Raw genomic sequence first — 22,009 nt, forward strand, 5'->3', positions numbered from 1 at the left:
CGGCATGTCACGTCGTCCAGCACGTCCACGCACCACCATCGCGACGGCCGCAGCCGTCGCTGCCGCACTCATGGTGCCGGCCGGGGGAGGCGCCTCCGCCGCCCCCAGCGGGCCGTCGAGCGCGGGCCGGGACACCGTCGACGTCAGCGGCACGGTGGTCGTGCTCGCGGGCGAGGACGGCAACCCCGACCGCTACTCGCTGCTGCTGCCCTCCGGGCGCACGGTCGAGCTGGCTGACGGCTTCACGGCCGAGCCGCTGTCCCACTTCCGCGGCACGGTGGCCGCCCCGGGAGCCGGCGACGGGCGCGTGCTCACCGGATCGCTCCGCTCCCGCACCCTCGCCCGCGCCGCCTCCTCGGGCACGCCGCTCGAGGTCGTCGACGCGCGCGTGGCGACCCCGGCGGCTCCGGCCCCCGGGCCTGCGCCCCACAGCACCTACGTGGCGAAGGTGACCAACTTCGGACCGATCGGCCTGACCGACCAGCAGATCCTCGACGGCCTCGCCGGCGCCCAGCAGTACTGGGTGCGCGAGTCGGCCGGCGTGATCCCGTCGTGGAGCACGGTCACCGGGGTCGTGCCGGTGGCGGCGGGCGCCGGGTCCTCGACCGACTGCGGGCTGAGCAACAACGGAGCGAGCTTCGGGGCCATCGCGGGCAACGTCGGTGCCCAGGCGTTCCCCGGCGTCGACTTCTCCGGCGCCTCGCCCAACCACCTCGTCGTCGTCGTGCCGGACAACTGCGGTGGCAGCGAGGCCGCGGGTCGCGGACGCGTCGGCACCTCGCTCGCCAGCGGCGGTCCGGTGATCATCGAGGCCGAGCCCGGCACGGGCTTCCGCGTGATCCTCGAGCACGAGTACGGCCACAACGTGGGCCTGCAGCACAGCAACAACCGCTTCCAGGAGTACGGCGGCAACTACGAGGTGATGGGAGCGGGACCGAGCAACTACTCCAACCCGGCCCTCGGCACCGTCTACCGCATGGAGGAGGGCATCGTGGCCGCCGGCGAGGCGGTCGACGGACTGGGCGGGGGTTCGTGGAACCTCGCGCCGCGGGCGTCGGGATCGGGGCTGCGCAGCGTCCACTTCATCAACCCCGACGACGGCAAGCGCTACTTCGTCGACTACCGCGACGGCGGTGGCGCCGACGCCGGCTCGTGGTACGCCGCCAACCGCACCGACTTCCTCGTGCGCGGCCAGACCTACCGCACCGGGGTCGTGATCGAGCGCGAGGACGCCAGCACCGGCTCGTTCCTCGTCGACACCAACGGCGCTGCCGCCGACACCGGCGCCATGCGTCCCGGCGACGCGGCGTGGTCCAACGCCTCTGGCACGGTGCGGGTCGGGGTCAGCGGCACCTCCACCGTCACGGTGAGCCGCTCGCCCGCCCCCAACGGAGCCCTCGGCGCCGGTTCGGTCGGCTTCGGCAAGCCGACCGCGCTGACCACGGTGACCGCCGCGGCCAGCTTCCCGGGTGCCACCGCGGTGCGCTACCAGTGGACCTTCAACGGCCAGCCGATCCCGCAGGCCGACGAGTCCACCTTCACCCCGTCGCTCGGCATGGTCGGCGGCACGCTCGGCGTCACCGCCAACGGCTACGCGGTCGGCTTCGAGCCCAGCCCCCAGGCGTCCGCGTCCCAGGTGGTCGCGCCGGCGACCTTCTACTACCGCAACGGCACCAAGTCGAGGGTCACCGTCAGCGGCAAGGCCAGGGTCGGCCAGGTGCTGACCGCGTCCGGGCTGGACTGGGTGAGTGACCTCGGCACGACCCCGCCCGGCCTCACGCTGTCCTACAAGTGGCTGCGCAACGGCAAGCTCATCAAGGGCGCCCGCAAGTCGACGTACCGCCTCACCTTCCGCGACCTCAAGAAGCGGATCCAGGTCAAGGAGTACCCGAGCGCTCCCGGCTTCGAGACGGGCGGCTTCACCCGCTCCGATGAGACGCGCAAGGTCCGGATCGGCAAGCTCGCCTCGCCGCGGCCGACCGTCGGCGGCAAGGCCAAGGTCGGCAAGCGCGTGGTGGCCAGGACGAAGGGCTGGACCCGCGGCACGAAGTTCCGCTATCAGTGGTTCGTTGGGAAGAAGGCGATCCGTGGGGCCACGGGCAAGAAGCTCCGGATCTCGCGATCGCTCAAGGGCAAGAAGATCGCGGTGAAGGTCACGGGCAGCAAGCTGGGCTTCGTCAAGGCCAGCGCGAGGTCGCGCCCCACGAAGGTCAGGAAGTGACCGCTCACTGAGTCCGACGTCCCTGATCGGGCGGCCTCCCTCCCGGTCAGGGATGTCGGGGGCCGCCCGTAGGGTTTGACCGTGGCCACGCCCAGCTCCTACCGACCCGCGCCCGGGTCGATCCCCACCCAGCCGGGGGTCTACCGGTTCCGCGACGCCAAGGGCCGCGTCATCTACGTCGGAAAGGCCAAGAGCCTGCGGGCCCGCCTGTCGTCCTACTTCCAGGACATCGGCAACCTCCACCCCCGGACGGCCACCATGGTGAGCACCGGGGCGAGCGTCGAGTGGACCGTCGTCGACACGGAGGTCGAGGCCCTCCAGCTCGAGTACAGCTGGATCAAGGAGTTCGACCCGCGGTTCAACGTGAAGTACCGCGACGACAAGTCCTATCCGTGGCTGGCGGTGACCGTCGGCGACGAGTTCCCGCGCGTGATGGTCGGGCGCGGCGCGAAGCGCAAGGGCACCCGCTACTTCGGCCCCTACAGCCACGCCTGGGCGATCCGCGAGACCGTCGACATCCTCCTGCGCGTCTTCCCGATGCGCTCGTGCTCCAACGGCGTCTTCAAGCGCTCCAGCCAGATCGGCCGCCCCTGCCTGCTCGGCTACATCGACAAGTGCTCGGCCCCGTGCGTCGGCAACGTCACCGAGGAGGAGCACCGCCGCATCGTCGACGACTTCTGCGACTTCATGGCCGGCCAGACCAAGCCGTTCATGGCGCGGATCCGCAAGGAGATGTACGCCGCCAGCGAGGCGCTCGACTTCGAGAAGGCCGCCCGGCTGCGGGACGACCTCGGGGCCATGGAGCGGGCGCTGGAGAAGCAGGCCGTCGTCCTCGGCGACGGCGCCGACGCCGACGTCATCGCACTCGTGGAGGACCCGCTCGAGGTCGCGGTGCAGATCTTCTACGTCCGGGGCGGACGCATCCGCGGCCAGCGCGGCTGGGTCGCCGACCGCACCGACGAGGGCGGCACGCCCGAGCTCGTCCAGGACTTCCTCCTCCAGCTCTACGGCGGCGTCAGTGCCGACGAGGGGAGAGACTCCATCCCGCGCGAGGTGCTCGTGCCGGCGCTGCCGCCGGACCACGAGGTGCTCGAGGAGCTCCTCGGCGAGCGGCGGGGGAGCAAGGTCGCCATCCGCGTGCCGCAGCGCGGGGACAAGAAGGACCTCCAGCAGACGGTCGCGACCAACGCGGCGCAGGCGCTCGCGCTCCACAAGACCAAGCGCGCCAGCGACCTCACCACCCGCAACCGGGCGCTGGAGGAGATCCAGGCCTCGCTCGGCCTCGACGAGGTCCCGCTGCGCATCGAGTGCTACGACGTCTCCAACCTCCAGGGCACCGAGGTCGTCGCCTCGATGGTGGTCTTCGAGGACGGGCTCTCCCGCAAGTCGGAGTACCGGCGCTTCGTGATCCGCGGCGTCGACGGACAGAACGACGTCGCCTCGATGCACGAGGTGATCACCCGCCGCTTCAAGCGGCTCCAGGACGAGCAGGCCAGGAGCGAGACTGTCTCGACCGACTCCGGACCGATGCTCGTCGATCCCGAGACGGGGCGTCCCCGCAAGTTCGCCTACGCCCCGTCGCTGGTCGTCGTCGACGGGGGCCCGCCCCAGGTCGCGGCCGCCCAGCAGGCGCTGTCCGAGCTCGGCATCAACGACATCCCCGTGTGCGGGCTCGCCAAGCGGCTCGAGGAGGTGTGGCTGCCGGGGGAGGAGGACCCGGTCATCATGGCCCGCACCAGCGAGGGCCTCTACCTGCTCCAGCGGATCCGCGACGAGGCCCACCGCTTCGCCATCACCCACCACCGCGGTCGGCGCTCCAAGTCGATGGTCGAGAGCATGCTCGACGACGTCCCCGGCCTCGGCGAGGTGCGCCGCAAGACGCTGCTCAAGCACTTCGGCTCGCTGAAGAAGCTGCGCGAGGCAGAGCCTGATGCCATCGCGCTCGTGCCGGGCATCGGTCCACGCACGGCGACGGCGATCAAGGAGGCGGTCGCGAAGGCCGACGCGACCCGCAAGACTGCCTCCCAGCCCAGGATCAACACGGCCACCGGCGAGATCGAGGAGGACTGAGTGACGGACCCGACGCCCGGAGAGCTCGTGATCGTCACCGGCATGACCGGGGCGGGGCGCAGCACGGCCGCCAAGGAGCTCGAGGACCTCGGCTACTTCGTGGTCGACAACCTCCCCCCGACGCTGGTGCGCGACGTCGTGCGCCTCGTCGACGACAGTCGCGGGATCGACCAGCCGATCGCCGTGGTCGTCGACGTGCGCTCGGGGTCGTTCTTCGACTCGCTCCAGGCCAACCGCCACCAGCAGGTGACCGGACGCCCCACGACGCTGCTGTTCCTCGAGGCCAGCGACGAGGTGCTCGTCCGGCGCCAGGAGGCCGCACGTCGGCCCCACCCGCTCCAGGCCGGCGGCCGCCTGCTCCACGGCCTCCAGCGCGAGCGCGAGGTGATGGCCGACATCCGCGCCGACGCCGACGTCCTGCTCGACACCTCCAACTTCAACGTGCACCAGCTGCAGGACCGGATCACCGAGCTCTTCGGCAGCGACGCGTCGACCCAGCTCAAGGTGACGGTCATCAGCTTCGGCTTCAAGTACGGCATCCCGGTCGACGCCGACTGGGTCGCCGACATGCGCTTCCTGCCCAACCCCCACTGGGTCCCCGAGCTGCGACCCCAGAACGGGCGCGACGCGGCGGTGTCCGACTACGTCCTCTCGCAGGACGGCGCGGGGACGTTCCTCGAGCAGTACCTCCCGGTGCTCGCCACCGTCGCCGAGGGCTACCTCCGCGAGGGCAAGCGCTTCATGCAGGTCGCCGTCGGCTGCACCGGCGGCAAGCACCGCAGCGTCGCGATGACGGAGGAGATCGCCGCGCGGATGCGCGACTCCGGCTACTCCGTCCGCACCGCGCACCGCGACCTCGGCAGGGAGTGACGTGGCCCGCGGGACCGCGCAGGCCGCGGTCGCCCTGGGTGGCGGGCACGGGCTCTTCGCCACGCTCTCGGCGCTGCGCCGGCTCCACGACGACCTCACGATCGACGACCTGACCGCGGTCGTGACGGTCGCCGACAACGGTGGGTCGTCGGGCCGGCTGCGGGGCGAGTTCGGCGTACTGCCCCCGGGGGACCTGCGGATGGCCCTCGCCGCGCTCTGCGGTGACGACGAGTGGGGCCGCACCTGGGCCGAGGTGCTCCAGCACCGGTTCGCCGGACAGGGCGAGATGCAGGGCCACGTGACCGGCAACCTGCTGATCGTGTCGTTGTGGGAGCTGATGGGCGACCACGTGCGGGCGCTCGACTGGGTCGGCCGCCTGCTCGGCGCCCACGGGCGGGTGCTGCCGATGGCGACCACGCCGATGGACATCTCCGCGCGGGTGCGGGGCGCCGACCCGGCCGACCCCGACGGCGTCACGGTCGTGCGCGGCCAGGTCGAGGTCGCCACGACCGGCGGCCAGATCGAGTCCGTCGCCCTCGTCCCGGAGGACCCCGAGGCGTGCGAGGAGGCCGTCGAGGCGATCCGGGCGGCGGAGTGGGTCGTGCTCGGACCCGGCTCGTGGTTCTCGTCGGTCATCCCGCACCTGATGGTGCCCGGCCTGCGTCGCGCCCTCGCCGAGACCGACGGCCGCCTGGTCGTGGTGCTCAACCTCGAGGCACAGGCGGGGGAGACGACCGGGTTCGGGCCCGCCGACCACCTCGCCGTGCTGTTCGAGCACGCCCCCGACCTCACCGTCCACGCCGTCCTGGTCGACTCCTCCGCCCTGGCCGGCGACCGCGAGCGGCTGGAGAAGGTCGTCGCGGACCACGGTGCACGGCTCGTCGTCGCGGACATCGCCGTTCCCGGCGAGCCGAGGCACGACCCCGACCGGCTGGCCGCCGCGTTCGGGGGCATCATCGAGGAGGGCTGAGCCGCCCCGAGCACCGCCCCTCTCGAGGCCGAGGGTCGTTGACGCGCATGCGAGGATTCCGATCATGGCAATGACGGCGCAGGTGAAGGCGGAGCTCGCCAACACCCAGATCACCAAGACCTGCTGCCGCAAGGCCGAGGTCGCCTCGATGCTCCGGTTCGCGGGCGGCCTCCACATCGTCAGCGGCAAGATCGTCGTGGAGGCCGAGCTCGACACCGGAGCGGCTGCGCGTCGGCTGCGCAAGGACATCTCCGAGGTCTACGGCCACCCCTCCGACGTCGTCATGGTGCAGGGCAACGGCATCCGCAAGGGCAGCCGCTACATCGTGCGGGTGACCAAGGACGGCGAGGCCCTCGCCCGCCAGACCGGGCTGCTCGACCAGCGCGGCCGGCCGGTGCGCGGCCTGCCGCCCGCCGTCGTGAGCGGTGGCGGCTGTGACGCGGTGGCCGCCTGGCGCGGGGCGTTCCTCGCCCACGGCTCGCTGACCGAGCCCGGCCGGTCCTCCTCGCTCGAGATCACCTGCCCCGGCCCCGAGGCAGCGCTCGCCATCGTCGGCGTCGCCCGACGCCTCGGCATCTCGGCCAAGGCGCGCGAGGTGCGTGGCATCGACCGTGTCGTGATCCGCGACGGCGACGCCATCGGCGCGCTCCTCACCCGGCTCGGTGCGCACGAGTCGCTGATGGCGTGGGAGGAGCGCCGGATGCGCCGCGAGGTCCGCGCGACCGCCAACCGGCTGGCCAACTTCGACGACGCCAACCTGCGCCGCTCCGCCCGCGCCGCGGTCGCCGCCGGCGCTCGTGTCGAGCGCGCCCTCGAGATCCTCGGCGAGGAGATCCCCGACCACCTCCGCCAGGCCGGCCACCTCCGCCTCGAGCACAAGCAGGCCTCGCTCGAGGAGCTCGGCCAGCTCCACGACCCCGTCCTCACCAAGGACGCGATCGCCGGCCGCATCCGCCGCCTGCTCGCGATGGCCGACAAGCGCGCCGAGGAGCTCGGCATCCCCGACACCGAGGCCTCCCTCACGCCGGAGATGCTCGCCGAGGACGCCTGAGCGCTCCACCGGCTCTGGAGTCACCGGATGTCCGGTGACCGCAATGGTTGTCAGCCGAGATCTCGGCCGACAACCGTAGGACTCGGCCACGGAGCAGGCCCGCGGGGCCGGATAGGGTGACGCTCGTCCCACCCATTGGATCGATCCAAGTTACCTGTCCGTACCGCGGGAGACTGCGCTCGAACGCCCCATCCGTACCCGCTAGGGTCGTTCGTGCTGGTCACCGAAGGCCAGAGCTGTCCACGGGGTCACCGAAGGCCCCCACCCAAGGAGAGAATCACTCATGACCGTCCGCGTAGGCATCAACGGCTTCGGCCGCATCGGCCGCAACTTCTTCCGCGCCGTGCGCGCTTCCGGCGCCGACATCGAGATCGTCGGCGTCAACGACCTGACCGACAACGCGTCGCTGGCCCACCTGCTCAAGTTCGACTCGATCCTCGGCCGCCTCGACGCCGACGTGACGAGCGACGACACCTCGATCTACGTCGGGGACCAGAAGATCGCCGTCTCCGCCGAGCGCGACCCGGCCGCCCTCAGCTGGGGCGACCTCGGCGTCGACGTCGTCGTCGAGTCCACCGGCTTCTTCACCGACGCCACCAAGGCCAAGGCCCACGTCGACGCGGGCGCCAAGAAGGTCATCATCTCCGCGCCCGCCTCGAACGAGGACATCACCATCGTGATGGGCGTCAACCACGAGCTGTACGACCCGGCCGCGCACACCGTCATCTCCAACGCGTCCTGCACGACCAACTGCCTCGCCCCGATGGCCAAGGCGCTCAACGACGGCCTCGGCATCACCAAGGGCCTGATGACGACGATCCACGCCTACACCGCGGACCAGAACCTCCAGGACAACATCCACAAGGACCCGCGTCGCGCCCGCGCCGCGGCCCTCAACATGGTCCCGACCTCGACCGGTGCGGCCAAGGCCATCGGCCTGGTGCTCCCCGAGCTCAAGGGCAAGCTCGACGGCTACGCCATGCGCGTGCCCGTGCCCACCGGCTCGGCCACCGACCTCACCTTCGAGGCCTCGCGCGAGACCAGCGTCGACGAGGTCAACGAGATCGTGAAGGCGGCCGCCGACGGCCGCTTCCTCAAGTACTCCACCGACCCGATCGTCTCCACCGACATCGTCACCGACCCGGCGTCGTGCATCTTCGACGCGCCGCTGACCAAGGTCATCGGCAACCAGGTCAAGGTGCTCGGCTGGTACGACAACGAGTGGGGCTACTCGAACCGGCTCGCGGACCTCATCACGCACGTCGGCTCGTCGCTCTGACGTCGATGGCAGAGACCGCAGGCATCGAGTCACTCGGCGACCTGACGGGCAAGCGCGTGCTGGTCCGCTCGGACCTCAACGTGCCGCTCGACGGGACGACCATCACCGATGACGGCCGGATCCGCGCGAGCGTGCCGACCATCCAGCAGCTCGCCGAGGCGGGCGCCCGGGTGGTCGTCACCGCCCACCTGGGCCGCCCCGACGGGTCGCCCGACCCGAAGTACTCGTTGAAGCCGGTCGCCGAACGGCTCGCCGAGCTGCTCGGCCGGCCGGTCGCCTTCGCGACCGACACCGTGGGCAGCAGCGCCACGGAGACGGTGGAGGCACTCCAGGACGGCGAGGTCGCCGTCCTGGAGAACGTCCGCTTCAACGACGGCGAGACCAGCAAGGACGACGCCGTTCGCGCGTCGTTCGCCGGGCAGCTCGCGCAGCTGGCCGACGCGTTCGTCTCCGACGGTTTCGGCGTCGTGCACCGCAAGCAGGCCAGCGTGTACGACGTCGCGCTGAGGCTGCCGTCCGCGATGGGCGGGCTGGTCGCGGCCGAGGTCGACGTGCTCCGCCGGCTCACCGAGCACCCGGAGCGGCCCTACGTCGTCGTGCTGGGTGGCTCGAAGGTGTCCGACAAGCTCGGCGTCATCGACAACCTCATCGACAAGGCCGACAAGATCCTGATCGGCGGCGGGATGGTGTTCACCTTCCTCAAGGCCCAGGGTCACGAGGTCGGCAAGAGCCTGCTCGAGGAGGACCAGCTCGACACCTGCACCCGCTACCTCACCGAGGCGGCGGACCGGGGCGTGGAGATCGTCCTGCCGACCGACGTCGTGGTCGACACCGCGTTCCCCTCGGGGGACCGCGAGCCGCAGCCCCGCGTCGTACCGGCCTCCGAGATCCCGTCGGACGCGCTCGGTCTCGACATCGGTCCCGAGTCGGCGGCAGCCTTCGCGGCCGCGCTCGCCGACGCGCGGACCGTCTTCTGGAACGGCCCGATGGGCGTCTTCGAGGTCGACGCCTTCGCCGACGGCACGCGTGCCGTGGCGCAGGCGCTGACCGAGGTGGACGGCCTGTCGGTCGTCGGTGGTGGCGACTCCGCCGCCGCCGTGCGCCAGCTCGGCTTCGACGAGGCCGCGTTCGGGCACATCTCCACCGGCGGTGGCGCGTCGCTGGAGTTCCTGGAGGGCAAGGAGCTCCCGGGCATCGCCGTACTCGAGAGGGACTGACCGTGGCAGACAGCCGCACCCCGCTGATGGCGGGCAACTGGAAGATGAACCTGAACCACCAGGAAGCGGTGGTGCTGGTCCAGAAGCTCGCCTGGACGCTGTCGGACAAGCGCCATGACTTCGGCAAGGTCGAGGTCGTCGTGGTGCCGCCGTTCACCGACATCCGCTCGGTGCAGACGCTGGTCGACGGGGACCGCCTCGCGATCCGCTACGGCGCGCAGGACGTGTCCGTCCACGACAACGGCGCCTACACCGGCGAGATCTCGGCGGCGATGCTCAGCAAGCTGGGCTGCTCCTACGTCGTGGTCGGCCACTCCGAGCGGCGCCAGCACCATGGCGAGAGCGACGAGCTGGTCAACGCCAAGGCCCACAAGGCGCTCTCCGCGGGCATGGTCCCGATCGTGTGTGTCGGCGAGGGGCTCGACGTACGCCAGGCGGGGGAGCACGTGCCCTTCACGCTGTCGCAGGTCGACGGCTCGCTCGCCGGGTTCACCGCCGAGCAGGTCGCCGGCCTCGTGGTGGCCTACGAGCCCGTCTGGGCGATCGGCACGGGTGAGGTCGCGACCCCGGACGACGCGCAGGAGGTCTGCTCGGCGATCCGTGAGCGCGTGCGCGAGGTCCACGGCGACGCCGCGGCCGACGCGCTCCGCATCCTGTACGGCGGGTCGGTCAAGGCCGCCAACGTCGGCGGGATCATGGACAAGGCGGACGTCGACGGCTGCCTGGTCGGCGGCGCGAGCCTGCAGGTCGACGAGTTCGGCGGCATCTGCCGGTTCTACGACATGCCGGTCCTGTGAGGCGCTGGCCGGTCGGCCGCCGTCGTGACGTAGGCTTCCGCTCGTGATTCTGCTGTTCACCGTCCTGCTCGTCCTGACGAGCGCGATCATGATCCTGCTGGTGCTGCTCCACAAGGGCCGCGGTGGCGGCCTCTCCGACATGTTCGGTGGCGGCGTCTCAAGCAGCTTGGGGGGATCGTCGGTTGCCGAGCGCAACCTCGATCGGTTCACGGTCGGCGTCGGCGTCATCTGGTTCGCATGCATCGTCGCCCTGGGCCTGCTGAAGGCCTACTCGGGCAACTGAGTCCCCCCACTCTTCTAAGGAGCCGTCGTGGCTGGTGCTGGAAACGCGATCCGGGGTAGCCGGGTCGGAGCTGGTCCCATGGGTGAGGCCGAGCGCGGCGATGCCGCTCCTCGGCAGACCGTCACCTACTTCTGCAGCCATGACCACCGCTCGGTCGTGACCTTCGCCATCGAGGCGAGCGTTCCCGAGTCGTGGGACTGCCCCAAGTGCGGCCTGCCGGCCAGCCTCGACAGCGAGAACCCGCCGCCGGCGCCGAAGATCGAGCCCTACAAGACGCACCTCGCCTACGTGAAGGAGCGTCGCTCGGAGACCGAGGCCGCCGACATCCTCGACGAGGCCGTCGCCCTCCTCCGCTCGCGCCGCAAGGCCGGCGAGATCATCTTCTGACCTGCACGTGACCGGGCACTTCGTGCCCGTCGTGGTGGGTGACCGGGCACTTCGTGCCCGCCGTGGTGGGTGACCGGGCACTTCGTGCCCGCCGCGGTGGGTGACCGGGCACTTCGTGCACAGCCCTGTGGATGACGCGAGCGCGGGCCCGGTCGTGCGCGGCACGGTGGGGGCATGCACGTCACCCCGACCTGGGCCAAGGACGTGATGGTCCTCGGCTCCGATGCGCCCTTGCCGGTAGACCGACCGTTCACAGCCAAGGAGTCCGACTCCCTCGGCGTCGGAGCCAGTCTGCGGAGACGACTCGTGCAGAAGGGCCTGCTGCGACCCGTCCTTCGCGGCGTCTTCGTCGCCTCCCACCTGGACGACTCGCTGCGGTTGAGAGTGGCTGCGACCAAGCTGCTGGTACCGGAGCACGCAGTCGCCGTTGACCGCACGGCGGCGTGGGTGCACGGGGTCGACGCCCTCCCGCGATCTGCCATTCACACGATGCCGAACCTCGACATCTTCAGCGGTGCAGCCAGCCGCTTGCGGCGCCCGGGTGTCACGAGTGGCATTCGTGACTTCTCGTCGGCGGACCTCACGGAGATCGATGGACTCCGGTTGACCACGCAGCTCCGAACGACCTGCGACCTCGGCCGCCTGCTCTGGCGATTCGACGCGCTCGGCGCCATTGACGGGTTCCTGCGGCAGGGCCTCGATCACGGCCTGCTGCTGGACGAGGTGGAACGGTTCAAGGGATATCGCGGTGTCATCCAGCTCCGGGCGTTGGCGCCGATCGGCGACCCCAAGGCCGAGTCTCCGCCCGAGAGCGCGCTGCGCCTGCACTGGTACGACGCCGACATCGGCACACCGCAGACGCAGGTCTGGGTCCACGACGACAACGGACGTCCGAAGTACCGCATCGACGTGGGGGAGCCCGGCGTGCGATATGGAGCGGAGTACTTCGGGGAGCTGTTTCATGACGAAGACGTGCGGCAGCACGACGAACGGCGCATCGCGTGGCTCGAGCAGCAACGCGCGTGGAGCATGGACATCTTCACCAAGCTAGATGTCTACGGCACAGAGCTGTCGGCTGCCGATCGTCTGAGACGCGGCTTCCTCCGGGCCGAGGCCGTCCGGGGCGCGCGCCACAGGTCGTACATCGATCTGTCGCGTTGACCCGCATCGAGTTCCCGGTCAACTGCTGCGTCGGGCACGATGTGCCCGGTCACCTGTCCGGACGGGCACGAAGTGCCCGGTCACCTGCCCGGACGGGCACGACGTGCCCGGTCAGTCGGGGAGGGCGGACGCGGCGTCGGCGTCGAGCCACCAGATCGTCTCGTCGCCGGTGACGCCGCGAGCGGGGGTCTCCTGGACCGACCCGTCCTCGGCGAGGGCGCGGGCGACCGCCTCTGCCTTGCCCTCGCCGCTGGCGATGAACCAGACGGCGCGGCACCGCTCCATGGCCTCGAAGGTCAGGGTGACCCGGTCGGGCGGGGGCTTCGGGGAGTCGTGGACGGCGACGGCGATCGCGTCGCGGGCCTCGAGCGCCGGGTGGCCGGGGAAGAGGGACGCGCAGTGCCCGTCGGGGCCGATGCCGAGCATCAGCACCTCGAAGAAGCCGGCCCCCTCGGACCGCATCGTCGCGCTGTAGGCCTCGGCGGCCTCCTCGGCTGTCTCCACCTCGTCGCTGGCGGGCACCTCGTGCACGTGGGCCTCGTCGACGCCGACGTGGTCGAGCAGGGCCTCGCGCGCCTGACGCGCGTTGCGGTCGGGGGAGTCGCGCGGCACGAACCGCTCGTCGCCCCACCAGAAGACGACCCGCGACCAGTCCACCGAGGAGTCCGCGGCACGCCGGGCGAGCTCACGGTGCAGCTCCTCGGCGATCGACCCGCCGGTGAGGCCGACCTGCGGCACCTCGCCGCGCGCCTGCGCCGCCTCGAGGCGCTCGAGCAGGGCGGAGGCCACGTCGCCGACGAGCACGTCCGCGTCGTCGTGACGGCGTACGACGGGCGCGCTCACTTGCTGCTCCGGAGCTTGACCAGCTTGGCGGCGGTCGCGGCGTAGATGTCGTCCTCGTCCAGCCGGCGCAGCTCCTCGGCGAGGAGGGCGGGTATCTCGCGCCGCTTGAGGGCCACCGGCCGGTCAGGCCGGTTGGGGGAGCTGAACGTCGCGAGCCGGCCGTCCGCCCGGGAGATCCGGATCGGGCCCTCCTTGGTGTCCATGCTGACCTCGGTGATGCCGGGGCCGTCGGACGTGCCGCGGGCGACCTCGACCTTGAGGCGGTCGGTCAACCAGGCGGCGAGCAGGTCGGCGCTCGGGCTGACCCGCTCGGCCGTGACCTTGGCCCCGGTGACCTTGAGCGGGTGCTGGTCGAGCGCGGCCGCGAGCAGCGCGCGCCACGGGGTGAGGCGGGTCCAGCTGAGGTCGGTGTTGCCGGGGGCGTAGGTCTCGCACTGCGTACGCATCGCGGTGGACCTGCCGCGCGAGACCGAGGCGGAGTCGGTGATCCGTCGCTGGGCGAGGGCACCGAGCGGGTCGGAGGCCGGGTCCTCGGGCGCAGCGGTCGGCCACCAGATCGCGACGGGGGAGTCGGGCAGCAGGAGCGGCAGGACGACGGACTCGGCGTGCTTGACCACCTCGCCCTTGAGCCGGATGAGCGCGGTCTCGCCGCCCCAGCCGTCGCCGCTGCCCACCTGCGCGTGGACGTGCGAGGAGCCGCGAGCGTCCCCCAGGATCACGCCAAGCACGCGCGAGGGGTGCTCCCGCGAGGCGCGCTTGGCGGCGATCATCGCCTCGGCGGCGTCGTCCTCCGGCGCGACGATGATCAGCGTCATCACCATGCCCATCGCCGGGCTGCCGGCGCGGGTGCGGGCGCGGACGAACTCCGCGGCGATCTTCGATGAGTTGGTGTCGGTCAGCTCGATCATCTTGTCGGGGTCCCCTCGGTGTTGTTCGGCGGAGGAGCGGAGCGGGGGAGGCGAGGAACAGCGTGGGGTGGCATCTACGGCCTCCTCCAGACGCGTCCGTCGCGGGCGAGCATCTTGTCGGCCGACTCCGGCCCCCAGGTGCCGGACTCGTAGGGCTCCGGCCGCCCCTTCCTCGCCCAGTGCGCGATGACCGGGTCGAGCAGCTTCCACGACAGCTCGACCTCCTCGTGGCGCGGGAAGAGCGGCGGGTCGCCGAGCAGGACGTCGAGGATCAGGCGCTCGTAGGCCTCGGCGCTGGCCTCGGTGAAGGAGCCGCCGTAGGCGAAGTCCATGTTGACGTCGCGGATCTCCATCGCGGTGCCGGGCACCTTCGCACCGAACCGCATCGTCATGCCCTCGTCGGGCTGGACGCGGATGACGAGCGCGTTCTTGGTCAGGTCCTCGGTCGCCGTCGACGTGAACGGCAGGTGCGGCGCCCGCTTGAACACCACGGCCACCTCGGTGACGCGTCGGCCGAGCCGCTTGCCGGTGCGCAGGTAGAACGGGACGCCGGCCCAGCGGCGGGTGTCGACGTGGACGGTGATCGCGGCGAAGGTCTCGGTGGCGGACGTCTTCTTGATGCCCTCCTCCTCGGTGAACCCGATGACCTTCTCGCCGCCGGCCCAGCCCGGGGCGTACTGCCCGCGAGCGGTGGTCGTGTCGAGGCGCGGTGGCAGCTTCGCGGACGCGAGCACCTTCTGCTTCTCGATCCGCAGGCTCTCGGCGTCGAAGGCGATCGGCTCCTCCATGGCGACGAGCGCCATCAGCTGGAGGAGGTGGTTCTGGATGACGTCGCGCGCGGCGCCGATGCCGTCGTAGTAGCCGGCTCGGCCGCCGATGCCGATGTCCTCGGCCATCGTGATCTGCACGTGGTCGACGTAGTTGGAGTTCCAGATCGGCTCGAACATGTTGTTGGCGAAGCGCATCGCCAGGATGTTCTGCACCGTCTCCTTGCCGAGGTAGTGGTCGATCCGGAAGATCGATCCCGACGGGAAGACCTCGGCCAGCGTCGCGTTGAGCTCGCGCGCCGACTCGAGGTCGTGCCCGAACGGCTTCTCGACCACGACGCGGCGCCACTGGTCGGGACCGTGGTCCGCGAGCCCGTGCTCCTTGAGCTGGCCCACGACGTCGCCGAAGAAGCCCGGTGGGATCGCGAGGTAGAACGCCATGTTGCCGCCCGTGCCGCGCAGCTGGTCGAGCTCCTCGACCGTGCGTCGCAGCTGGTCGAAGGCGTTGTCGTCGTCGAAGTTGCCGGGCACGAAGCGGAAGCCCTCGGCGAGCTGCTTCCACACCTCCTCGCGGAACGGCGTACGCGCGTGCTCCTTGACCGCGTCGTGCACGATCTGCGCGAAGTCCTGGTCGGCCCAGTCGCGCCGGGCGAAGCCGACCAGGCTGAAGCCGGGCGGCAGGAGCCCGCGGTTGGCGAGGTCGTAGATCGCCGGCATGACCTTCTTGCGCGACAGGTCGCCGGTCACGCCGAAGAGGACCATGCCGCAGGGCCCGGCGATCCGGGGGAGCCGGCGGTCCTGCGGGTCGCGGAGCGGGTTGACGGTGCTCATCAGCGTCGGTTCTCCTGGTAGTAGCGGATCAGCGACTGCGTGGACGCGTCCTGCTCGGCCGCGACGGCGGCGTCGCCGGAGACCGCCGGCCGCAGCTGCTGGGCGAGCTGCTTGCCCAGCTCGACGCCCCACTGGTCGAAGCTGTCGATGCCCCACACGGCGCCCTCGACGAACGTGATGTGCTCGTAGAGCGCGATGAGCTGACCCAGCACCGACGGCGTGAGCGCGGGCGCCATGATCGACGTCGTCGGCCGGTTGCCGGGGAAGGTCCGCGCGGACACGAGTGCCTCGTCGACGCCCTCGGCCCGCACCTCGTCGGGCGTCTTGCCGAAGGCGAGCGCCTTGGTCTGGGCGAAGAAGTTGGCGAGGAACAGCTCGTGGACGTCCACCTGGTCGCCGTCCACCTCGTCCTTGAGGTCGTACGACGGCCGCGCGAAGGCGATGAAGTCCGCCGGTACGAGTCGCGTGCCCTGGTGGATGAGCTGGTAGAACGCGTGCTGTCCGTTGGTGCCCGGCTCGCCCCAGAACACCTCGCCGGTGTCGTAGCCGACGGGCTCGCCGTCCCACCGCACGCCCTTGCCGTTGGACTCCATCGTCAGCTGCTGCAGGTAGGCCGGGAACCGGTGCAGGAGCTGCGAGTAGGGCAGCACGGCGTGCGTGTGGGCTCCGAGGAAGTTGGTGTACCAGACGTTGAGGAGCCCCATCCGGAGCGGGACGTTGGCCTCGGCCGGCGCGGTGCGGAAGTGCTCGTCCATCGCGTGGAAGCCGGCGAGCAGGTCGGCGAAGTGGTCGGGGCCGACGGCCACCATGAGCGACAGCCCGATGGCCGAGTCCATCGAGTAGCGACCGCCGACCCAGTCCCAGAAGCCGAACGCGTTGTCGGTGTCGATCCCGAAGTCTGCGACCTTGTCGAGCGCCGTCGAGACGGCCACGAAGTGCTTCGCCACCGCGTCGTCCGCGTCGGCGCCGGACGGCAGACGGTCGAGCAGCCAGGCCTTGCACAGCCGGGCGTTGGTCAGCGTCTCGAGCGTGCCGAAGGTCTTGCTGGAGACGATGAAGAGGGTCGTCTCCGGGTCGAGCCCCTTCAGCGTCTGGCCCGCGTCGGTCGGGTCGATGTTGCTGATGAAGCGGCAGGTGAGTCCGTCCTGGCGGTAGGGCTCGAGCGCCTCGTAGGCCATGACCGGGCCGAGGTCCGAGCCGCCGATGCCGATGTTGACGACCGTCTCGATGCGCCGGCCGGTGACGCCGGTCCACTCGCCGGAGCGGACCCGCTCCGCGAAGGCGTAGGCGCGGTCGAGCACCTTGTGCACGTCGGCGACGACGTCCTGGCCGTCGACCGTCAGCGAGGCCGACGCCGGGAGCCGGAGCGCGGTGTGGAGCACCGCCCGGTCCTCGGTGACGTTGATGTGCTCGCCGGCGAACATCGCGTCCCGGCGCGCCGCCACCGACACCTCGTCAGCCAGGGAGAACAGGGCCGCCTCCACGTCGGCGTCGGCGAGGTTCTTCGACAGGTCGACGTGCAGGTCGGCCGCGGTGAGCGAACGGTCCGCGACGAAGCCGGCGTCGCCCAGCTGTGCGCGCAGGTCGGGCGTGTAGGACTCGGCGAGCCGGGCCAGCGAGGCCCAGGCGTCGGTCGTGCTGGGGTCGGTGGCGCCGGCGCTCACTGCCGTGCGGCCTCGAGGGACTTGCCGAGCGTGGTCTGGAGCTCGTCCCAGGCGACCACGAACTTGTCGACACCCTCCTTGATGAGGGCCTCGATCACGTCGTCGTAGTCGATGCCCGCCTCGGCCAGCGCGTGCATGTGGGCGTGCGCGTCGTCGTAGAACGGGCGGACCCGGTCACCGCGCACCTCGCCGTGGTCGGCGACGGCGTCGAGGGTCTTCTCCGGCATGGTGTTGACGGTGTTCTCGACGACCAGGTCGACGACGTACATCGTGTCGTCGTAGTCGGGGTTCTTCACGCCCGTCGAGGCCCACAGCGGGCGCTGCTTGCGGGCACCCTCGGCCTCGAGGGCCTCCCAGCGCGGCCCGCTGAAGAACTCCTCGTACATCTGGAAGGCGAGCCGGGCGTTGGCCACGCCGGCCTTGCCCTTGAGGTCGGCGGCGGTGCCCGGTCCCTCGGTCATCGCGTCGAGCCGCTTGTCGATCTCGGTGTCGACGCGGGACACGAAGAACGACGCGACGGAGTGGATGTCGGCGAGGGCGTGCCCGTTGTCCTTCGCCTTCTCGAGCCCGGCGACGTAGGCCTCCATCACGTTCTCGTACTGCTCGAGCCCGAAGATCAGCGTCACGTTGACCGAGATGCCGGCCCCGATGGTCTCGGTGATCGCGGGCCAGCCCTCCTTGGTGCCGGGGATCTTGATCATCACGTTGGGCTCGCCGACCGTCTCGTAGAGGGTGGCGGCCTCGGTGACGGTGTCGTCGGTCGAGTGCGCCAGGCCGGGGGAGACCTCGATGGAGACGCGGCCGTCGACGCCGTCGGTGGCGTCGAAGACGGGGCGCATCACCTTGCAGGCCTCGCGCACGTCGTCGGTGGTGATGACCAGCGTCGCCCGGTCGACGTCGGCTCCCTCGGCGGCCAGCTCACGCACCTGCGCGTCGTAGCGCTCACCGTCGGCCAGCGCGGTCTGGAAGATCGCGGGGTTGGAGGTCACTCCGACGACGTTCTTCTCCCGGACGAGCTCGGCGAGGTTGCCGGTCTCCAGGCGCTCGCGGGACAGGTCGTCGAGCCAGATGGAGACCCCGGCGTCGGCCAGGGCCTTGAGACGGTCGTTCATGGGCTTCCTCCCAGTGGTGGCCACGTGGTGGCCGGTTGGCGGTCGGTGTGGCGCGGTCAGGCGGTGACGACGGCGACGCTGTCGCGCGCGGCGTCGGCGACGGCCTCGGCCGTGATGCCGAACTCGGCGTAGATGCGGGCGTAGTCGGCGGACGCGCCGTAGTGCTCGATGGAGACGATGCGGCCGTGGTCACCGACGAGCTCGCGCCACCCCTGCTTGACGCCGGCCTCGACGGAGACGCGGGCCTTGACGGTGGGCGGCAGCACCATGTCGCGGTAGGCCTCGTCCTGGTCCTCGAACCACTCGAGGCAGGGCAGCGAGACGACCCGGGCGTCGATGCCGTCGGCTGCCAGCAGCGTGCGGGCCTCGACAGCGAGCTGCACTTCGGACCCGGTGCCGATGAGGATCACGTCGGGCGTGGCCTTCTCGGAGTCGATGAGGACGTAGCCACCGCGCGCGACACCCTCGGTCGAGGCGAAGCCGTCCTCGCCGCGCGGGAACACCGGCACGTTCTGGCGGGTCAGCGCGAGCGCTGCCGGACGGTCGGTGTGGCCGAGGATCGTCTGCCAGGCGGCGACGGTCTCGTTGGCGTCCGCAGGCCGTACGACGTCGAGGCCGGGCATGGCGCGCAGGGCCGCGAGGTGCTCGATCGGCTGGTGGGTCGGTCCGTCCTCGCCGAGACCGATGGAGTCGTGGGTCCACACGTAGGTGACCGGCAGCCGGCTGAGCGCCGCCACGCGCACGGAGCCGCGCATGTAGTCGGAGAAGGTGAGGAAGGTGCCGCCGAACACGCGGGTCAGGCGGTCGGCCGCGATGCCGTTCATGATCGCGCCCATGCCGTGCTCGCGGATGCCGAAGTGGAGGACCCGACCGGCGTGGGGGTCGGTGCTCCACTCACCGACCTCGGCGACCACCGGGCCGACCGACGGGGCACTGGTGATGGTCGTGTTGTTGGACCCCGCGAGGTCGGCCGAGCCGCCCCACAGCTCCGGCAGCACCGGGGCGAGCGCGTTGATGATCTTGCCGGAGGCCGAGCGCGTGGCGACGCCCTTCTCGTCGGCGTCGAACGTCGGCAGCGACTCGGCGAGGTCGGCCGGCATCTCCCGGCGCTTGAGCCGGGCGAGCAGGTCGGCCGACGCGGTGTTCTTCGACGACCAGGCGGCGAACTCCTCGTCCCACTCGGCGGCCCAGGCGGCTCCGCGCTCGCGCAGGTCGCGCGTGCGCTCGATGACGCTGGGCGGCACCTCGAAGGTCTTGTCGGGGTCGAAGCCCAGCACCTTCTTCGTCGCGGCGACCTCGTCGGCGCCGAGCGCGCTGCCGTGGGCGGCCTCGGTGCCCTGGGCGTTGGGTGCGGGCCAGGCGATGACCGTGTCGAGAACGATGATCGACGGCTTGTCGCCGACGGTGTGTGCCTCGCGGATGGCGGCGTAGAGGGCGGCGACGTCCTCGACGTACTCCGTGCCGCCGTTGGTCCAGTCGACGGTCTGCACGTGCCAGCCGTAGGCGGCGTAGCGGGCCGCGACGTCCTCGGTGAACGCGATGTCGGTGTCGCCCTCGATCGAGATGCGGTTGCGGTCGTAGATCATCGTCAGGTTGCCGAGCTGCTGCGTTCCCGCGATGGACGAGGCCTCGGAGCTGACGCCCTCCTCGAGGTCGCCGTCGGAGGCGAGGACGTAGACCTGGTGGTCGAACAGGCTCTCTCCCGGAGCCGCGTCGGGGTCGAGCATGCCGTGGACCCGTCGACCGGAGAGGGCCATGCCGACGGCGTTGCCGACGCCCTGGCCGAGGGGACCGGTCGTGACCTCGACGCCGGCGGTGTGGCCGAGCTCGGGGTGGCCGGGGGTCTTCGAGCCCCAGGTGCGCAGCGCCTTGAGGTCGTCGAGCTCGAGGCCGAAGCCGCCGAGGAAGAGCTGGGTGTAGAGGGTGATCGAGCTGTGCCCGCACGAGAGGACGAAGCGGTCGCGGCCGACCCACTCCGGGTCGGCGGGGTTGTGCCGCATGACCTTCTGGAACAGCAGGTAGGCCACCGGCGCCAGGCTCATCGCCGTGCCGGGGTGACCGTTGCCCACCTTCTGCACCGCGTCCATCGCGAGCACGCGGGCGGTGTCGACGCCGAGCTTGTCGGTGTCGTCCCAGTCGAGGGTGGCGGGCAGGGCGGACTTCGTGGTCAACACAGTTCCTCTCGGTGGAGTGCAACGCGGAGCACAGGCCCCTCGACTGCGAGCCTAGCGTCGTGGCCGAGTAGACTCGACCCCACCCGAGGGTGGCTCAGGACGCCGGTTCGACAGCTCGTCGAAACCCTTCGGTTCCCCCTGGTCCACGTCTCATCCCCACCCGTCCCGCGAGGTCCTCCACCGTGTCTTCAGCCGGTCCGCACGCCGATGCGTCTGCGCGACCGTCGGACGGTGGCGAAGGGACCGGGTCGACGTTCGACGAGACCGCGGCCAAGACCTGGCGCGACGTCGTCGGCGCCTACGTCGGGCTGACCAAGCCGCGGGTCATCGAGCTGCTCCTGCTGACGACCGTCCCGGTGATGTTCTTCGCCGAGCGGGGCATCCCTTCCCTGGGCCTGGTCGCGGCGACCGTCGTGGGTGGCGCGCTCTCCGCCGGGTCCGCGTCGGCGTACAACTGCGTCTACGACCGCGACATCGACGAGCAGATGCGGCGTACGCGTCGTCGCGCGCTGCCGCGCCACATCGTCTCGCCGGTCTCGGCCCTGGTGTTCGCCACGGTCCTCGCGGTCCTCTCGACCGTCGTCCTGGCGCTGTGGGTCAACGTGCTCTCGGCGGCGCTGTCGGTGCTCGCCAACGCGTTCTACGTGTTCGTCTACACGATGGTGCTCAAGCGCCGCACCACCCAGAACATCGTGTGGGGCGGACTGGCCGGCTGCTTCCCGGCCCTGATCGGCTGGACCGCGGTGACGGGCGAGCTCGCCTGGACGCCGGTCGTGCTGTTCCTCGTCGTCTTCTTCTGGACCCCGCCGCACACCTGGGCGCTGGCGCTGCGCTACCGCGAGGACTACCGCAACGTCGACGTCCCGATGCTGCCGGTGGTCAAGCCGGCCGCCGAGGTGGGGCGGCAGGTGGTCGTCTACAGCTGGGTGATGGTGGCGACGTCGCTGCTGCTCTGGCCGGTCGCCGGGACCAGCCTCGTCTACCCGGTCGCGGCCGCTGTGCTGGGCGCGGTCTTCCTCGTGGAGGCGCACCGCATGTGGTCGCGGGCGAAGTCCTCGGAGGCGCTCTCCGACATCAACCCGATGCGCCTGTTCCACGCCTCCAACCTCTACCTCTCGCTGCTCTTCGTGGCCGTCGCGCTGGACCCCCTGCTCGGACGCTGAGACTCCCTTGACACCCCGTGCGGGGGTCGGGCGATCTCTGGACATCTTCTTGAGACCAGCCCCCGTGTTCGGGGACGTGACCGTCTCGTTCAATCGGAGGCCGGGGTGGGCACAAGGGCCTGCCCCCGACACCGGGGAGAACGAGAAGGATGACTGCAGCAGCGCCACGCGCGCGCCTGTCCGAGGCACGACCGAGCGGCCGACGCCGTCCACGGGGGAGCACGGAGAACAGGGGGACCGG

Annotated in this window: 18 protein-coding genes; 12 read left to right on the forward strand and 6 right to left on the reverse strand. The window is 71.0% G+C overall.

Annotation, left to right across the window (positions count from 1 at the left end; translation table 11 throughout):
* Nucleotides 1-4: 4 nt before the first annotated feature.
* The 11 genes from L2K70_RS17545 to L2K70_RS17595 all read left to right on the forward strand — a co-directional run bounded on the left by L2K70_RS17545 (nucleotide 5) and on the right by L2K70_RS17595 (nucleotide 12,306).
* Nucleotides 5-2,221, forward strand: coding sequence for a metallopeptidase domain-containing protein (locus tag L2K70_RS17545; protein WP_236404466.1), 2,217 nt, complete (start codon nucleotides 5-7; stop codon nucleotides 2,219-2,221).
* 81 nt (nucleotides 2,222-2,302) lie between these two features.
* Nucleotides 2,303-4,291 carry an excinuclease ABC subunit UvrC gene (gene uvrC, locus L2K70_RS17550; RefSeq protein ID WP_236404468.1) on the forward strand — a complete coding sequence of 663 codons (1,989 nt, stop codon included), beginning with the start codon at nucleotides 2,303-2,305 and terminating at the stop codon, nucleotides 4,289-4,291.
* Entirely contained in the window at nucleotides 4,292-5,161 is an 870-nt protein-coding gene (gene rapZ, locus L2K70_RS17555) for an RNase adapter RapZ (RefSeq protein ID WP_372477490.1), read from the forward strand.
* A gap of 1 nt (nucleotide 5,162) precedes the next feature.
* Nucleotides 5,163-6,131, forward strand: coding sequence for a gluconeogenesis factor YvcK family protein (locus L2K70_RS17560; protein ID WP_236404470.1), 969 nt, complete (start codon nucleotides 5,163-5,165; stop codon nucleotides 6,129-6,131).
* 64 nt (nucleotides 6,132-6,195) lie between these two features.
* Nucleotides 6,196-7,182 carry a DNA-binding protein WhiA gene (gene whiA / locus L2K70_RS17565; protein WP_236404479.1) on the forward strand — a complete coding sequence of 329 codons (987 nt, stop codon included), beginning with the start codon at nucleotides 6,196-6,198 and terminating at the stop codon, nucleotides 7,180-7,182.
* Between the two features lie 283 nt (nucleotides 7,183-7,465).
* A complete protein-coding gene (gene gap, locus L2K70_RS17570) occupies nucleotides 7,466-8,461 on the forward strand; it encodes a type I glyceraldehyde-3-phosphate dehydrogenase (RefSeq protein ID WP_236404483.1) in 996 nt (331 codons plus the stop codon).
* 5 nt (nucleotides 8,462-8,466) lie between these two features.
* Nucleotides 8,467-9,678 carry a phosphoglycerate kinase gene (locus L2K70_RS17575; protein WP_236404485.1) on the forward strand — a complete coding sequence of 404 codons (1,212 nt, stop codon included), beginning with the start codon at nucleotides 8,467-8,469 and terminating at the stop codon, nucleotides 9,676-9,678.
* A gap of 26 nt (nucleotides 9,679-9,704) precedes the next feature.
* Nucleotides 9,705-10,475, forward strand: a complete 771-nt coding sequence (gene tpiA, locus L2K70_RS17580; protein WP_236404686.1) for a triose-phosphate isomerase — start codon at nucleotides 9,705-9,707, stop codon at nucleotides 10,473-10,475.
* Nucleotides 10,476-10,518: 43 nt separating this feature from the next.
* Complete coding sequence (secG, locus tag L2K70_RS17585; RefSeq protein WP_236404487.1) at nucleotides 10,519-10,758, forward strand: preprotein translocase subunit SecG; 240 nt, start codon at nucleotides 10,519-10,521, stop codon at nucleotides 10,756-10,758.
* Between the two features lie 27 nt (nucleotides 10,759-10,785).
* Nucleotides 10,786-11,145, forward strand: a complete 360-nt coding sequence (locus L2K70_RS17590) for an RNA polymerase-binding protein RbpA (RefSeq protein WP_308195845.1) — start codon at nucleotides 10,786-10,788, stop codon at nucleotides 11,143-11,145.
* A 174-nt stretch (nucleotides 11,146-11,319) separates the two neighbouring features.
* Nucleotides 11,320-12,306: a hypothetical protein gene (locus tag L2K70_RS17595; protein ID WP_236404491.1), complete on the forward strand. Its 987-nt coding sequence runs from the start codon at nucleotides 11,320-11,322 to the stop codon at nucleotides 12,304-12,306.
* A 111-nt stretch (nucleotides 12,307-12,417) separates the two neighbouring features.
* Here L2K70_RS17595 and pgl read toward each other — a convergent pair whose 3' ends face one another.
* The 6 genes from pgl to tkt form a co-directional block, all read right to left on the reverse strand.
* Complete coding sequence (gene pgl, locus L2K70_RS17600; protein WP_236404493.1) at nucleotides 12,418-13,149, reverse strand: 6-phosphogluconolactonase; 732 nt, start codon at nucleotides 13,147-13,149, stop codon at nucleotides 12,418-12,420.
* A complete protein-coding gene (locus L2K70_RS17605; protein ID WP_236404495.1) occupies nucleotides 13,146-14,057 on the reverse strand; it encodes a glucose-6-phosphate dehydrogenase assembly protein OpcA in 912 nt (303 codons plus the stop codon). The genes pgl and L2K70_RS17605 overlap by 4 nt, the downstream gene beginning before the upstream one ends.
* A 74-nt stretch (nucleotides 14,058-14,131) precedes the next feature.
* Complete coding sequence (gene zwf / locus L2K70_RS17610; protein ID WP_236404497.1) at nucleotides 14,132-15,655, reverse strand: glucose-6-phosphate dehydrogenase; 1,524 nt, start codon at nucleotides 15,653-15,655, stop codon at nucleotides 14,132-14,134.
* Complete coding sequence (pgi, locus tag L2K70_RS17615; protein WP_236404504.1) at nucleotides 15,655-17,319, reverse strand: glucose-6-phosphate isomerase; 1,665 nt, start codon at nucleotides 17,317-17,319, stop codon at nucleotides 15,655-15,657. Before pgi ends, zwf begins: the two co-directional genes overlap by 1 nt.
* Nucleotides 17,316-18,431: a transaldolase gene (gene tal / locus L2K70_RS17620; protein WP_236404506.1), complete on the reverse strand. Its 1,116-nt coding sequence runs from the start codon at nucleotides 18,429-18,431 to the stop codon at nucleotides 17,316-17,318. Before tal ends, pgi begins: the two co-directional genes overlap by 4 nt.
* Nucleotides 18,432-18,487: 56 nt before the next feature.
* Nucleotides 18,488-20,584: a transketolase gene (gene tkt, locus L2K70_RS17625; RefSeq protein WP_236404687.1), complete on the reverse strand. Its 2,097-nt coding sequence runs from the start codon at nucleotides 20,582-20,584 to the stop codon at nucleotides 18,488-18,490.
* Nucleotides 20,585-20,787: 203 nt separating this feature from the next.
* On the opposite strand from tkt, the gene L2K70_RS17630 reads away from it, so the two are divergent.
* Nucleotides 20,788-21,768 carry a heme o synthase gene (locus tag L2K70_RS17630; RefSeq protein WP_236404508.1) on the forward strand — a complete coding sequence of 327 codons (981 nt, stop codon included), beginning with the start codon at nucleotides 20,788-20,790 and terminating at the stop codon, nucleotides 21,766-21,768.
* Nucleotides 21,769-22,009: the final 241 nt, after the last annotated feature.

It is taken from the genome of Nocardioides potassii (assembly GCF_021648885.1).
Classification (GTDB): domain Bacteria; phylum Actinomycetota; class Actinomycetes; order Propionibacteriales; family Nocardioidaceae; genus Nocardioides; species Nocardioides potassii.

Bases quoted from the DNA above. Each gene is read 5' to 3' on its own strand.
- L2K70_RS17575 (WP_236404485.1), top strand. From the start codon at position 8,467: ATGGCAGAGACCGCAGGCATCGAGTCACTCGGCGACCTGACGGGCAAG.
- L2K70_RS17595 (WP_236404491.1), top strand. From the start codon at position 11,320: ATGCACGTCACCCCGACCTGGGCCAAGGACGTGATGGTCCTCGGCTCC.
- L2K70_RS17545 (WP_236404466.1), top strand. From the start codon at position 5: ATGTCACGTCGTCCAGCACGTCCACGCACCACCATCGCGACGGCCGCA.
- L2K70_RS17605 (WP_236404495.1), bottom strand. From the start codon at position 14,057: ATGATCGAGCTGACCGACACCAACTCATCGAAGATCGCCGCGGAGTTC.
- whiA (WP_236404479.1), top strand. From the start codon at position 6,196: ATGGCAATGACGGCGCAGGTGAAGGCGGAGCTCGCCAACACCCAGATC.
- tpiA (WP_236404686.1), top strand. From the start codon at position 9,705: ATGGCGGGCAACTGGAAGATGAACCTGAACCACCAGGAAGCGGTGGTG.
- tal (WP_236404506.1), bottom strand. From the start codon at position 18,431: ATGAACGACCGTCTCAAGGCCCTGGCCGACGCCGGGGTCTCCATCTGG.
- gap (WP_236404483.1), top strand. From the start codon at position 7,466: ATGACCGTCCGCGTAGGCATCAACGGCTTCGGCCGCATCGGCCGCAAC.
- zwf (WP_236404497.1), bottom strand. From the start codon at position 15,655: ATGAGCACCGTCAACCCGCTCCGCGACCCGCAGGACCGCCGGCTCCCC.